This is a genomic window from Xenorhabdus hominickii (genome assembly GCF_002632725.1).
GTDB lineage: Bacteria > Pseudomonadota > Gammaproteobacteria > Enterobacterales > Enterobacteriaceae > Xenorhabdus > Xenorhabdus hominickii.
In genome coordinates this window covers 31,734-47,000 of the sequence record NZ_NJAI01000007.1, presented here as the reverse complement: position 1 = coordinate 47,000, position 15,267 = coordinate 31,734, and the positions used below count along the sequence as shown (strand labels likewise).

Here is a 15,267-nt window from a genome sequence, read left to right as displayed (position 1 = left end):
ACCTTATTCAATCCCAGAAAAAAATCTTACTATGACGCCAGACTATCATTGGAATGGCGAAACAATAGACCAACAGCTTGCAGGATGGTCGAGTATCTGGGGTGATAAAACAGCGCTGATTTATCAAGAGCAACAATTAACTTACCGTGAACTCCATCAAGCTGCGGAAAGGCTGGCAAGTGGATTATTCCAGCGGGGGATCCGTCGTGGTGACAACGTTATGGTGCAATTACCTAACCGGATCTCTTTTGTTGTTACCTGTTTTGCCCTATTCAGGCTAGGCGCTCATCCAGTGTTACTAATGCCGACACAACGGGCACATGATGTTCATGCACTTTGCCAGATTGCCCACCCAGTGGCATATATTATCCCTGATTGTATTCACGGTTTTGATTATCGGGAAATGGCACGGGAAGTAGCGGCATCTTGCCCTGATATGCAGCATGTTATCGTTGATGGGGAAGCGGAGGAATTTATTGCTTTATCCTCCATTGATGGTGAACCGCTTGATGTCTCTGGCCCATGTTACGGCGATATTGCCGTACTCCTGCTTTCCGGTGGAACGACAGGTACACCGAAATTAATTCCACGCACTCACGATGCCTATACTTATGATTTTGTACTCTCAGCTCGCCTGTGCTCAGTTAATACCGAAAGTGTTTATTTAGCGGTACTGCCTGTTGCACATAATTTCACCTTAGGCAGCCCCGGAATTCTGGGCACACTTTCTCAGGGAGGATGCGTACTCCTAAGTGATACCGCCAGTTGTGATGAAGCCATGCCATTGATAGAACAGCACAAGGTGACACATGTAGCGTTAGTCCCGGCACTTGCCCGACTCTGGGAGCAGGCCCGTGATTGGGAACAGAGCGACCTTTCATCCCTGCGCTGTTTACAAGTCGGTGGAGGCAGGCTCACACCGGAACTGGCAAAACAGGTCATGACACGCCTTGGGCCTTTGCAACAGGTATTTGGCACAGCGGAAGGATTGCTTTGCTATACCCGACTGGACGATCCCTATGAGGTCATTATTAACACCCAGGGGCGCCCATTATCAGAAGAAGATGAGATCAAAATTGTTGATGCCAATCTGCAACCTGTTGCATCCGGTGAGGTAGGCGAACTGATTACACGAGGCCCCTATACCATCGCAGGGTATTACCGGGCAGAGCAACATAATACTGTCGCTTTCACCATTGATGGTTTCTACCGTACAGGCGATCTGGTTCGTATGAGACCAGAAGGTAACCTAATCGTTGAGGGACGAATCAAAGAGCAGATCAACCGCAGTGGCGAAAAAATCTCGACACAAGAAGTTGAAACATTACTGCTGCAACATCCAGATATTGATGATGCAGTTGTCATCGCTGTTCCTGATGAACTCTTGGGTGAACGAATTTGTGCTTGCATATCAAAAAGTAGCAACCAACCGGAACCCACACAGATACAGACATTTTTACATCAGAAAGGCGTTCAGCGTCATAAAATCCCTGATCAATGGTTGTTTGTGGCGTATTGGCCATTAACCACAGTAGGAAAAATCGACAAACGTCAGTTAGTACAGATGGCACAAACAGAACACGGAAGCCCAATGCAACAATATCATGAACACACTATCGCTATTACCAGCACTCCATTAGATCTGGTCACCCACTTGCTCGCAGACAATGATGTACAACCTTGTACACTCTATGAAATCAAAGGGGAATGGTCATTAGGGATAGGCTGTGCAGCCACCATAAGCGCAGATGCATCTGGACAATTGATTGATTCAAAAGGAAATCATTATCCATACGATATCAATACATTAAGCCAGAAACTTGAGCAGGTACTCAACACGATTCCTATTAAAGACTGGCGTGCTTATGGCAGAACACTATTTGAGTTTTCCCATATGACATACGGGATACCATTAGATCCATCATTAGAACAGCAAAATGAAGCATTAATAAAAATCACTGTTCCACAGCATGAATTACGCATAACTCAAGGACAAGTTCTGATACGGACGCTGGAAGAAGACCAAATCCCAATATTGAGAGAAAAAGTCAGGCTAGCTGAGCAAGCAGGCACACCGGCTTTCCCATATACAAAAGAGCTGGAAATTATCAATACAACAAACGCTAGAAATAATTATCAAAACAGTGTTGCAAGTGCAGTCAAGGATATTACCGCAGGCCACTATCAAAAAGTGATCCTGTCACGCAAGGTTGAACTTGGTTCAAATGTTGATATAACACACAGTTACTGGCTAGGCCGTCAGGCTAACACCCCAGCCCGCTCTTTCTTCTTACGAGATGAAGAATTTTCTGCTTACGGTTTCAGCCCTGAAACCGTAGTTGAGGCAGATGGTTTCGGTTGGGTTAATAGCCAACCATTGGCAGGCACCAGAGCATTGACACATGACAAGGAGCAGGATCAACAGTTGCGGGCTGATTTACTTTCTGATCCGAAAGAAATCGCTGAGCACGCTGTATCTGCCAAACTCGCATTAGAAGAACTGGCCCCGATTTGTCAGGCAGACACGCTTTGCGTATCAGAATTTATGGCTATTCGTGAACGTGGTTCGGTACAACATTTGGCATCACGAGTAAAAGGATTGCTGCAAACGGACAAAAATCGTTGGGATGCTTTCATTGCCCTATTTCCGGCAGTTACCGCTTCAGGGATACCGAAAAAGCTTTCATTGGAAGCCATCTCTCGTTATGAAGGTGAACCGCGCCGGCTTTACAGTGGTTGTGTCATGTTGTTGGATAGCTCAGGCAAACTGGATGCCGCGCTGGTATTACGTTCTTTCTATCAACATAAAGGACGTAGTTGGCTTCAGGCTGGTGCGGGGCTGGTCAGAGATTCAAAACCAGAAAGAGAATGGCAGGAAACCTGTGAAAAACTTGAGTGCATTATGAAATACGTACGCCCTTATTCCGATAAAAAAGACTAAGAGTCTATTGGGATAAGTCGTAATAACACTTCTGGGAAAACCGAATTATTCGAGTTTTCCCAGGGTGATTAATTTTTTCGGATACTCCAAATAAAAACATCAGATAGGAGCTAAATTACTACAATAAATGTGCCCTATTTTTTTCTCTGGCGAAATTTCCAGCGCAGTTACCATTTCCTGTAATATCATTAAGAACATGTCACAAATTAATACAGGTTCAATCCCTCGCATCTCCTGTGCAATTTGCACATTAATCACAAAATCTTCCGCAAGATCATCAATGCTAATGTAAATCGGATAGTGTGTCCGCTCCGTAATTCCAGCATAATTGATTTCATTCGCAGGGACAGGATTTTCTGCCTGAAAAGGATGTGCCGGAATAGTGTTGTATAGTTCACTATGGTAGTAATTCAGTAATGAGTTAAATAATGATGTTGTTCCCGATGCTTGTATTGATTGTCGCGCCGATTCTAATTGTTGATCCAATAATGATGCCCACTCGTACTCCACCAATTTCATCAGGCTGCCTTGCGCATTCCAGAGACAGGTAAGCACAGACTGGCTATCCAAGTGCAATTGAAGTGGCAATATTTTGATAAACTGCCCCATTGCTTTTTCGACATCCTCACACATCAACCTACGCCCCAGTAACACGGTGCTAAATACAACGTCATTACATCCTGTCAGGCAAGCGATCACTTTTGCCCAAGACAAGTGAAATAAAGCGGCAGCCGTGACTCCGTGTATTCTAGATTGTTGCCGGATCTGATTACACAAATTCTCTGGTAATATCCGACGAACTTCCGCAACAGCCCCTTCTCCCCAATGCTTGCTTAAGTCAAATGAGGACGGAACAGATTTGTCATCCCGTAACAGGACTTTTTCCACTATGTCTGAGTCTTTCTCCGTTGGCTCACAAACTTGCAATTGCATTGCCAATTCAGACAATACTGGATTCTGGTACAGAATGTGTGCATCCGCCGTGAATCCACGACGACGTAAAGCTAACGCCATTTTTATGATTAGTAATGAATGACCACCCAGATTAAAGAAATGGGAATTTCTGCTGATGGTTTTAATACCTAATAATTCACGCCACACTTCAGCTAGCACCTGTTCAGCTCCCTCTTTCGCTGGGGCGAAATCCTGCTGTCTGAGTTTTCCTATGGAAATAACCGGAAAGACTTTGCGGTCAAGTTTTCCACTGGCAGATAAAGGGAAGCTATCGACGATGACAATGGCTGCGGGCCGCATGTAGTCGGGAGCCACAATTTTCATAAACTGCTGAATGCTCTCTTTGATGCTGCTCTGAGAATGGTGCAGGGAAGCTTGTTCCGAGGCAATGACAAAACTAACCAAACGCTTGTCTTCAGAACTCTCACCTTGCGCCAGTACTACCGCATCACGCACTGCGGGATGTTGCATCAACAAAGCTTCAACTTCTCCTGGTTCAACGCGGTATCCACGGATTTTGACCTGAAAATCCATCCGGCCAAAAAGTTCCAACAATCCATCTTCCCGCCATCTTGCTAAATCACCAGTACGGTACATTCGTGTGGGGGAATTTCCATTCACGGCAAGATAGACAAATTTGGCAGCCGTTTCTTCAGGACGTTGATGATAGCCATGCGCCAATTGTCGCCCTGCAATGCAAAGTTCTCCCGGTGTGTTATCCGTAATGGCACGATTATTGGCATCCAATAAATGGATTTCAACATTATGGATTGGCGAACCGATGGTAGGCAACACAGGCCAATTTTCCGCTTTTCCTTCCAAGGTATAAGCTGTCACAACATGTGCTTCTGATGGGCCATAATGGTTATGCAATCGGCAATGGGGTAATATATTGAAAAACTGCCTGATAGCGGTTGTAATCACTAATTGCTCCCCCGCGGTGATCACATCAATAAGGTTTTCCGGGTAACATTTCTGTGCAATAGCGGCCATTGCTAAACCATTCAGTGCGACATAGGGCAGAAATATTCGTTCAATCCGTTGCTCTGCAATAAAGGATATCAACGCCAATTGATCCAGCCGTAGGTGGTTGGAGATTAGTATCAATTCGCCACCACAGGATAAGGTGGAAAAGATTTCTTGAAACGAAATGTCAAAACTGAGTGGCGAAAGCTGCAAAGTTCTTTTACCAGAATAATCGCCTTGATTTTGGAGCTGCCAAACCAGCAAATTTACTAAAGCCTGATGAGGCATTTGTACGCCTTTGGGTTTTCCTGTCGAACCCGAGGTATAAATAAGATAAGCGAGATCTTGGGGGGAGCAATTAACACTTAGATTTTCTGCCTCACTATCGTTATTGTCATTTTCATTCCTAGAGGAAAAATCATGGTGAGCTAAATCAATACAGGTAATTGTCTCTGGAAGTGAGGAAATTATATCATCACGAGAAATAACCACCGACACATTGGAATCGTTCAGAATATAAGCTTGACGTTCGGTAGGATAGCTGAGATCAATCGGTACGTAAGTGACCCCTGCTTTCAATACACCAATAACCGCAACAACGGTATCAATACTACGTTCTAAGCAGATCCCTACTGAAGAAATTTTATCGCCATCATGATGATAACGATGAATGTGATGTGCTAATCTATTTGCCCTACGGTTTAACTCCCGATAAGACAGTAATTGCTCCCCAAATCGAACAGCGACAGAATCTGGTGTTTTCAACACCTGTCTCTCAAAAAACTCATGCACACAACAATCGGAAGAATGATTTTCTGTCAGAGAATCAGCAAGCATACTTATTTCCCTTTAATTTAATAAAATACTGGACAATAGAACCCCATTAACCGGATAAAACATGTCAGACTTGAGGGAGCAATAAATATTTGAGAAATGGCTTATGGGATAATTGGTTAGTTTTGAAAGTTCTTAATTAAGAATACATTAGTAATATTTACACCGTATTTAAATAACAAAAAATAATATTTCATAACATTGCTCTCATCTATGAGGCCTAACTTATTCATTATTTATAATGAGTTAGAGACTATCCTATTAGGATCTAACTCATAAAATTGACAAATATTTTCTTTCTCTGACTAAATAGGCTGATATTTAATAGCTGATTATAATATTCAGCCAACTTGTCAACGGCTTATTCATGTTTGGTAGTTTGTTAGATTTGAGAGGAAGTAAAAAAGAGCTCCATGTTTTAACACGAAGCTCTTGATATAAAGTCTGTTTTATGGCTGCTATAAAGCCCGAAGAATTGCTTCAACACTCGCTTTAGCATCACCAAATAACATCTGTGTATTCTCTTTAAAGAAGACTGGATTTTGTACTCCGGCATATCCTGTATTCATAGAACGTTTAAACACTATGACATTTTGTGCTTTCCAGACTTCCAAAACTGGCATTCCTGCAATCGGACTGGAAGGATCGTCCTGAGCTGCAGGGTTAACTGTGTCATTAGCTCCGATAACCAAAACTGTGTCTGTTTCAGCAAAGTCATCATTAATCTCATCCATTTCCAAGACAATGTCATAAGGAACTTTAGCTTCAGCAAGTAAAACGTTCATGTGACCAGGCAAACGTCCCGCAACCGGATGGATACCAAAACGAACATTAATCCCCTTCTCGCGTAATTTTGCCGTGATGTCATGAACCGGATATTGTGCTTGGGCGACGGCCATGCCATATCCAGGAGTAATAATCACTGAAGTTGAGTTTTTTAGCAGTTCAGCAACGTCTTCTGCTGTTGTTTCACGGTATTCTCCCATCTCTTGTTCATCAGTTACTGAAGAACCATCTGTACCAAAACCGCCAGCGATTACGCTAATGAAAGAACGGTTCATCGCTTTGCACATGATGTAAGAAAGAATTGCACCTGAAGAGCCCACTAAAGCACCAGTAACAATCAGTAAGTCATTGTCCAGCATGAAGCCTGCTGCCGCTGCCGCCCAACCTGAATATGAGTTCAGCATGGAAATAACCACTGGCATATCCGCACCACCAATAGATGCAACTAAGTGCCAGCCAAAAGCAAGTGCAATGATTGTCATTGCTAGCAAAGTGAAAATTTGTAAACCAGTACTTTCTGCTTTTATAAAGGTGACCATCAGAACAAAGGAAACAATTAAAGCAACCAGATTGAGTTTATGGCGATGTGGCAACATCAATGGTTTGGAGGAGAGTATCCCTCGCAATTTACCAAATGCCACAGCAGAACCTGTAAATGTCACAGCACCAATGAATATCCCGAGGAAAACTTCTGTCAGATAAATATGATGCATAATAATATTGACGAAAATGTCATGGCTGATAAAGCTATTGAAACCCACCAAGACCGCCGCTAAGCCAACAAAACTATGCAATATAGCGACCAGCTCCGGCATCTCCGTCATTTCCACTTTTTTAGCAAGACGAATACCAATAACAGCGCCGATGACCATTGCCAAAATAATCCAGCCAACGTTACCGGCATCAGGTCCCAGAATTGTGGCAATCAACGCAATTGCCATACCTACGATACCAAAAATATTACCCCGTTTGGAGCTTTCATGGCGGGAAAGTCCAGCAAGGCTGAAAATGAAGAAAATAGCGGCAACAATATATGCAGCTGTAACCATTCCGTTCGACATAAGCTACCCCTTATCCTTTACGAAACATTTTCAGCATTCGATGTGTGACAGTAAAGCCACCAAAGATATTGATGCTGGCAATTAATACTGCAATGAATGAGAAGAAACTCACCCATCCTCCTTCACCAAGTTGTAATACTGCGCCAACGATAATAATCCCGGAAATAGCGTTGGTGACAGACATAAGTGGTGTATGCAATGAATGAGTAACATTCCAAACAACGTAGTAACCTACAACACAAGACAGAACAAAGACGGTAAAATGGGATAAAAACTCTTTCGGAGCGACACGCGCTAGACAGCCATATAGAATTATTGCTAATGCGAATAACCCATATTTCAGCCACGGAGATTGCGATTTTTCTGCTGGCTTATTGTCTTTTTTCTCCGATTCAGGTTTAGCTATCGGTTGAGCAGAAACCTGGATTGGTGGCGCGGGCCATGTAATTTCTCCGTTTTTAATAACAGTGACACCACGTACAACGACATCATCAAAATTAATGGTGATTTCACCATTTTTCTCTTTACATAGTAATTTCAGAAAATTGACCAGATTTGTTCCATAGAGTTGCGATGATTGAGTAGGTAGTCGGCTAGGCAAATCGGTGTAACCGATAACTTTGACTCCATTTGGTGTCACAACAAGTTTATCGGCCTCGGTGTATTCGCAATTACCCCCATTTTGGGCAGCCAGGTCAACAATTACGCTACCCGACTTCATGGTATCAACCATTTCTTTAGTGATAAGGCATGGCGCAGGTTTACCTGGAATCAATGCAGTTGTGACGATAATATCGACTTCTTTTGCTTGTGCAGCAAACAATTCCATCTCTGCTTTGATAAAAGCTTCCGACATCACTTTTGCATAACCATCACCACTACCAGCATCTTCTTTGAAATTTAATTCCAGAAATTCGGCCCCCATACTTTGCACTTGTTCTTTCACTTCTGGGCGTGTATCAAAAGCACGGACAATGGCACCAAGGCTACCCGCAGCCCCAATCGCTGCTAACCCTGCAACCCCTGCTCCGATGATCATGACCTTAGCTGGTGGTACTTTACCTGCGGCTGTAATTTGTCCTGTGAAAAAACGTCCGAATTCATGGGCTGCTTCAATAATGGCTCGGTAGCCTGCAATGTTTGCCATAGAACTGAGCGCATCGAGAGATTGGGCACGGGAAATTCGTGGTACTGAATCCATTGCCATAACCGTTATCTTACGCTCTGACAACTTTGCCAGTAATTCTGGGTTTTGCGCTGGCCAGATAAAACTAACTAGCGTAGCACCTTCTTTCATCAAGGCTATTTCATTGTCTTTAGGGGCATTAACTTTAAGAATGATATCTGCTTGCCAAACTTGATGATGCTCTACAATATCAGCTCCTGCTTTTTGATAAGCAACATCGCCAAAGCTGGCAAGTTGCCCTGCTTCTGTCTCAACTGTGATGTGGAATCCTAATTTACACAATTGCTCCACGGTTGATGGAGTGGCAGCAACGCGAGCTTCATTGAGAAGGCGCTCTTTTGGTACACCAATATGCATAATGTTTCCTTCTTTGAAGATGAGATATTGCCGATTATTACTTGTTGAAATCTATTTAACGATTAGATTGCGTTTATTACTACCATCAGTAAAACCTATCAATAAAATGAAAAATAGTAACATCATGAAAATAGTATTAATGAATTGTCATCATTGCGTAAGAAAACATATTGTCAGAGAAACAAAATGACCTTTCAATGTAAACGATACTTCAGTTTGTATAAATCACTACATTTATTAAAATTCTTGGTTCTATATACCAAAAACTAATAATCGTTTATTTGCAAAGCATAATTTCGTGCGACAATTGGCATTAAATGTAATACTCATGACAAAAAATAATAAATAAATAAAAACAATGAATTACATTTAATTTTTCATATAAAATAAAATATATGTACGCAACCATGTACACGCTAAAAGCGTACATAATGTGGTACATAAAAATTGATTTTATACTTATTAGATAAGAAAAATTGGGAGCGGTTTCAAGGTGAGAATAAAAAGGAAAGATAATCATCAAAGGGCTGCTTTCTGCCCTTTAACATGTGGGGATCACTACAGGGAGGGCTTGAATCTAAGCTGTCATATTAAAGGTACTGGGCAAAAATAATAAATTAACTTACTTTCAGTGTATTACTGGAAAAAGAAACTTCCCTCCTGTTTTTAGCTCTCTATTTTTTTAACGCTTCTCCATGAATTACCACCTTAACGAGCCTTCAAATTCCATTTATATAACATATTGATTTTATTAATTTTATACATAAAGCCAGAAATTAAGAAAACTAAGAGGTTAAATACAGGAAATCTCGCTTTTATCATGCTAAATTTTATCAGTAGAGGAATAGATTTTATTAATTCCCCACCTGTCATTTTATGTCATCCTGCCATCAAAATATGCCACTCACCCATTACAGTTAATCAAGCCGTACTCTCCAATATTGATGAACCGATTTTATTGATGTTCACTGGCGGAGCAGTATCCCACCGCCTTCATGTTATTTAGCAATCTTAGCAATCTGTATTGTTGATGAACTGAGGGAATAAATATGCAAGATAAAAAACCTGAATCAAAAGCATTAGAAGACAACGTTGTAGTTGTGCCAACTCGTGAATATGTTAAAAGCGCGATAGAAGAACATGCCCAGAGCCGCAACCATCCAGATGCAACATTGCAAGATAAAGGATTTGTTGTCCTGAGTAATGATGTCGGTAGTGATAGCGAAACTATGGCGGCAACACCAAAAGCAGTGAAGGCTGCACATGATTTGGCGAATGCCGCGAACAATAATGCCAATGCCCGCGTTCCAGTCGGACGTAAAGTTAATGGCAAGGCACTGTCTGCTGATATTAGCCTTAGTGCGGGGGATGTTGGAGCCTACACTAAAACAGAGACTGATTCTAATATCAGCGAAGTTAAAGCATTGGCAATCACCGCAAATCAGAATGCTGTCAATGCAAATACTAACGCCGAAAGTAGGTTAGCTAAAAATCAAAATGGAGCGGATATTTCTGATAAGGATACGTTTGTAAGCAATCTTGGTTTAGAGAAAACCGTAGAATTGGCAAAAAATTCCATTCAAGGTAAGCAATATATCTATGACCTAACGGTTCAAAAAGCAGCTTGGGTAAAAATTGCTGAGGTGACGATGGCCTCTCCAAGCACCATTAATATTAATCTAATTGGTGGTTCTGGATACAATGTTGGTCATTTTGAGCAATGCACTATCGCCAATATAGTCTTAAGAACAGGGAATAACTATCCTCACGGAATCAATGCGGTGATGTACACAATCAATAGCAGTGCACCTACTGATTTGGCAACTATCAATACATCCGGTGATAACTATGATATCTACATATCAATAGGGCCTTTTGCCCAAGGGATCATTTTAAATGCTTTTGCGTCAGGTTATGCAACGATCCATAACCTATCAAATATGGCGAATTTTCCAGAAGCTCCCAAAGGGGTGGTTAAAGGGAAAGTTTATGCTTATGCATTAACTGACATAACCCCAGCGAAATAAAATCAGGGGCACTCAGCCCCTATTATCACTTCGGCTGTTCCGGCCATGCGATATCCGGTGCAGTAGTGCAATCCACCCGGTTGAGCAGCACCCGGTATTTCTTCCATGCAAGCAAAGCGGCTTTCTCGGCATCGGTAGCGATACCTAAATCAACCGCGTCCTGCCAGATATCAATTTTCTCTCTGGCTGTCCACAGGAATTGCCGTTTTTGTTGTTCGGCATCCTGAACCCGTAACTGCTGTACTTTCTGAACATCGGTTACCCACTGTTTACCGTCCCAGTTATCGAACGGGGTCTGTGGGGCTAAAAAGGTGAGTCCGACGGCTATGTCACCAATTTCAGTGATTTCTACCGGTTGACGGGTTTGGGTGCGATACGCCATTTTACCGCAGTAATCAGGGACATATTCCCAGGATTTATCGTCAACGGTTCGGAAAATTGTCATATCCGGTAACGGAGGTAAAGTCGGTTCATCCAGATATGCCCCCGCAGACAAACTGAGTCCTTCCGACGTACGCTCCACTCTTGCACCGACGTATTCCCGGGTTACCGTGTTGGCACGGTAAACCTGCGCCCAGCCATAAGACAAGGCAAAACCCTTTTCATCAAATTGTACGGGGGGTATTGTGGGTTGGTTCATTATCTCCCCCTGATTAAAAATATCACGGCCACGTTTTTCATGCGGTTTTCAGTTGCGGTCGGGACGACATGCGATGCCCGAAATTCCCTGTCCTCATAGGTATAGGCATTGGGACGGTCTGATTCACCATAAACCGCAATTTTGCCGCCCGTGCCGCTCGTTGAAAACGCCCCGGTGGTATTGTCGTAAATCCCATCTGTTTTACGGCTGCCGGTCCTAATCACTCCGGTGATATCCCGGATAGCATCTTCCTGAAACGAGCCTAATTGCCTGCCACTGCCCGAATCTACCCCGCGATCATTATCCCAGCCACGAGGCACGTAACCCCGCCAGTCGGGTAATCGTCCGGACGGGTAGTGTTTGAGTAATTCAGGGTATTTTTCGCGGTCAATCCATCCCCCTGCCATTGACAGGAAATTATCGGGATAGGACACCGGACTGCACCACATCAAGATGCCCCCGATAGGCACAGCTAATAATTCAGCATCCACTTTCCTGATACGTTCACTTATTAATTGTGAAGTAATATACTGACTCATCACCTCATCCTGAGATATCCCGGAGTGTTGAGTAATGGCGGATTTCGGTATGGCACTGACGGCAAGGTCTACCGTATCGGTCAGCCCCAGATTGTAAACAAAACGCTGTTTATTCTCGATATCCGCCCCGTTCTGGTTCTTTGCTAATCGGGCGTTGGCGTTGTCATTAACCTGATTAGTTAATTTTTGACTGGCAGCTAATTCACTCGATTTCCCTAAACTATCTGTCAGGGTCATTTTACTCTTGGCTATTAATTGAGATATTGCCTCTGATAATTGAGCATCATTATTTTTATTTAACTCGATCCCCGCTTTGGATATTACGTTTATCATTTCTCGCTGGATTGTATTAAACCACGCAGCATCTAATAGTGTTGGTGTTACACCCGCAGCGACATTGCCGTTTGTATACTCACCATTGCCATCAGCGGTATTTGTAATATCACCGATTTTTTGCATAAATAATCCTCACTCAATGAAAGTGATAATAAAATTAAAATTAATGACTGATTACGGGTTATAACCGAATTGCAGAATAGTGTGAGACGGACTGATTTTCTGAAATGGGCATTCCAGTTTTTTATTTCCCCATGACCGCAACGGGTCACCACAATAACTTCCGCCCGCCACCGCGTAATTAATGGTGGCTGTCGGGGAATTAATCCGCCAGACAAAGGGCCAGTCCTCCCCGTTCAGGGCATCACCACACACAGACAGACCCGCTCTGGCCTGCCTGAATTCCGTAATGGTAATTTTAAACCCGAGTTCAGTCGCCAAACTGATAAAATAGGACTTTGACTGGCCCCCTGTTCGTAATAATTTAGATACCACCGATTTTTGCCGTAATGAAATACTGTCAATTTCCCCCATGGCACACTCATCAGGTAATCCCAGTGATTTTTCCCATTCTGATAACATAATGGTGGCGGTTGCCGGGAAACTGCCCTCCAGCAACAAATGCGCATCCTGATCACTGCGGTGATAACTGTGCGCGATAGCCCTCATGGTGGCACTCATCACTGAATGGAGATTTCGCGTCCAGGCCATACCCGTTGGCAGTAATCCGTTGAGTGCTGAGGTGTATTCACTGACGCTGTATTGTTTCATGTGTATTTGACCTCACCCCGCACAGGCAAATGCCCGACAGACAACTCCATATTTTTTGTCGGTGACGTGATAACAAAACCGGCCGTGCCCGGCACATCCGCAATCGCATACTGCAGATCGGATATCAATATTTTCCCCGTTCCGTCCGGGTTTCCGCTCTCAAACAACACCGTATCAATCGCGGTGGCGATGCGGTTGGTGATGTCAGTGCCCACCTGAGCGAGGCCGTTAATCGTGAAATCAACGGGTCGTTTTATCGGCGACAATACCCAGATTAGTGCTGTCACCGGCCGTAACGGGTAAATATAATCAGCAACACGCAACTGATCCCCGGAGGCATGAACAGCATAGGGTTCATGTGATGAGACACCGTCGGTACCCATGGGGAAACCGTCACGCCCATTATTGTCACACATAATATACACGCCCACCGTGCCCGCCCCTGCTGCTCGGGGTTTGACCCAGACACGGGTAACCCCGGGGACGGCGAGTGCCCACTGTTTATAGTCATCATCCGACCCCCCTTGAGGTGATCCCTGATAGGCCAACAGCATTCTGGAACGAAAATCGGCCTCACTCTCGATATTTGCGCCGCCCGCTATCGGTGAAATTGCCGTGCCCTCAACATCCACCCCGGCCCTACTCTGGTCCAGCATTAAGACCGTACCGGCAGGCGCATTACCCGCCGCACCCCCGCCTGAATTATCGTCGGTAACATCGGGCAATAGCGCGATGAGAACAGCCTGTCCCTGCCCATGATGAATCCGGGTTTCATTGACCGTTTTATACTGGTAACCATCGCCCCGGTTGAGTATCGTACCGGCAGGAATAATCAGCCCGTCCGCCCCGGTAAATTGATAGTCCTCACAACGTGCTGCCGTCGCCGGTTTTTGGAATATCTTTTTCAATGCGGCCCAACCTGACAACCATTCATCGGTTGCAGTGAATGGCGTGGTTTGTTTCGCGATATAATTCAAATAGCCATAATGCAGATGTGCCATCCCCGCATCCATATCGGCCAATACCCCCATATTGGAAAACCGTAATAATGGACCTGTTTCCTGTAATTCTGACTGCAAATAACTGCGGTTTTGCTCCCGGAGTTCCGTCAGCGTTTTTCGTTTAAACGGCATTGTCCCTCTCCCATACCCAGAAAAACCGAACGCCCTCATCATCACGGCCGGGACGCTGGTAACGAATTATCATATTCAGACGATTTGGCCAGACAATCTGAGTCCGAATATCGATGGACTCCGCAACACCATCATCCAACATCTATTGCAGCGCCTCACGCGCGTAATCCTCCGCCGCCAGTGCGACGGCAGTGGTGAGCTTCTGTCGATGCAGCAACCATAAACGGGAACCTATCGGATAATCAGCGCCGTTATCGCCCCACCATCCCCGGCGATCAGTGCCGTCAATGTCATCATCCGCCCGCGCCTGCCGGTCAGTAAACAAACTGATAATAATCGCGGTTTGCAGGTCGTTACCGGTGACTAAATCACCGTGGCCAACCAGCCAATCGGCATGGATATTTTTGACATCCCACGCTGAGGTACCGTCGCTCCTGTCGTTTGGCTGGTCACGGTCGAATCCCCTGACCTCACGCCCGGCACCGGATGAGTATGTTCGTTATAGGTATCACGGAGCTGTTTCATGGTAGTTTTGTTGCTGTTACAGTTATCAATAACATCGCCCTTGACCTCTAATACCGGCGTATTCAGCAACACCTTTGTTGATGCATTAACGGTCGCTTCAGATGCGTTATTGACCGTGACCGGTTGCCCCTGTGCCTCGACGGTGATCCCCGATTCGGTCAGCAGGATATGCAGTCCCCACTGGTTATACACCACCACTTCACCGGGATTT

At 44.2% G+C, this 15,267-nt stretch carries 9 protein-coding genes and 2 pseudogenes; 2 read left to right on the top strand and 9 right to left on the bottom strand.

The window, feature by feature from the left end; all coding sequences use genetic code 11:
- The first annotated feature begins 31 nt into the window (after window positions 1–31).
- On the top strand, window positions 32–2,941 hold the full coding sequence (locus tag Xhom_RS49510; RefSeq protein WP_335673759.1) for a salicylate synthase: 2,910 nt from the start codon (window positions 32–34) through the stop codon (window positions 2,939–2,941).
- 99 nt (window positions 2,942–3,040) lie between these two features.
- Here the strand turns inward: Xhom_RS49510 and Xhom_RS49505 are convergent, their stop codons facing one another.
- The 3 genes from Xhom_RS49505 to pntA all read right to left on the bottom strand — a co-directional run bounded on the left by Xhom_RS49505 (window position 3,041) and on the right by pntA (window position 9,085).
- The gene (locus Xhom_RS49505) at window positions 3,041–5,698 is read right to left on the bottom strand and encodes a non-ribosomal peptide synthetase (protein ID WP_069315703.1); all 2,658 of its coding nucleotides are present in this window, start codon (window positions 5,696–5,698) and stop codon (window positions 3,041–3,043) included.
- A gap of 455 nt (window positions 5,699–6,153) precedes the next feature.
- The gene (gene pntB / locus Xhom_RS49500) at window positions 6,154–7,542 is read right to left on the bottom strand and encodes a Re/Si-specific NAD(P)(+) transhydrogenase subunit beta (protein ID WP_069315702.1); all 1,389 of its coding nucleotides are present in this window, start codon (window positions 7,540–7,542) and stop codon (window positions 6,154–6,156) included.
- Between the two features lie 10 nt (window positions 7,543–7,552).
- Entirely contained in the window at window positions 7,553–9,085 is a 1,533-nt protein-coding gene (gene pntA, locus Xhom_RS49495) for a Re/Si-specific NAD(P)(+) transhydrogenase subunit alpha (RefSeq protein ID WP_069315701.1), read from the bottom strand.
- Between the two features lie 1,049 nt (window positions 9,086–10,134).
- Between pntA and Xhom_RS49490 the strand changes: the two genes are divergently transcribed.
- On the top strand, window positions 10,135–11,112 hold the full coding sequence (locus Xhom_RS49490) for a tail fiber protein (protein WP_069315700.1): 978 nt from the start codon (window positions 10,135–10,137) through the stop codon (window positions 11,110–11,112).
- 25 nt (window positions 11,113–11,137) lie between these two features.
- On the opposite strand, the gene Xhom_RS49485 is transcribed toward Xhom_RS49490, so the two are convergent.
- The 6 genes and pseudogenes from Xhom_RS49485 to Xhom_RS49460 all read right to left on the bottom strand — a co-directional run.
- On the bottom strand, window positions 11,138–11,752 hold the full coding sequence (locus Xhom_RS49485) for a tail fiber assembly protein (protein WP_069315699.1): 615 nt from the start codon (window positions 11,750–11,752) through the stop codon (window positions 11,138–11,140).
- On the bottom strand, window positions 11,752–12,750 hold the full coding sequence (locus tag Xhom_RS49480; RefSeq protein WP_084023023.1) for a hypothetical protein: 999 nt from the start codon (window positions 12,748–12,750) through the stop codon (window positions 11,752–11,754). Before Xhom_RS49480 ends, Xhom_RS49485 begins: the two co-directional genes overlap by 1 nt.
- A gap of 51 nt (window positions 12,751–12,801) precedes the next feature.
- On the bottom strand, window positions 12,802–13,398 hold the full coding sequence (locus tag Xhom_RS49475) for a YmfQ family protein (RefSeq protein WP_069315698.1): 597 nt from the start codon (window positions 13,396–13,398) through the stop codon (window positions 12,802–12,804).
- Entirely contained in the window at window positions 13,395–14,531 is a 1,137-nt protein-coding gene (locus tag Xhom_RS49470) for a baseplate J/gp47 family protein (protein ID WP_069315697.1), read from the bottom strand. Before Xhom_RS49470 ends, Xhom_RS49475 begins: the two co-directional genes overlap by 4 nt.
- A pseudogene (locus Xhom_RS49465) lies at window positions 14,521–14,931 on the bottom strand (phage GP46 family protein). Before Xhom_RS49465 ends, Xhom_RS49470 begins: the two are co-directional and overlap by 11 nt.
- Window positions 14,895–15,267, bottom strand: a pseudogene (locus tag Xhom_RS49460) (hypothetical protein); the annotation flags it as partial. The pseudogenes Xhom_RS49460 and Xhom_RS49465, both read right to left, overlap by 37 nt.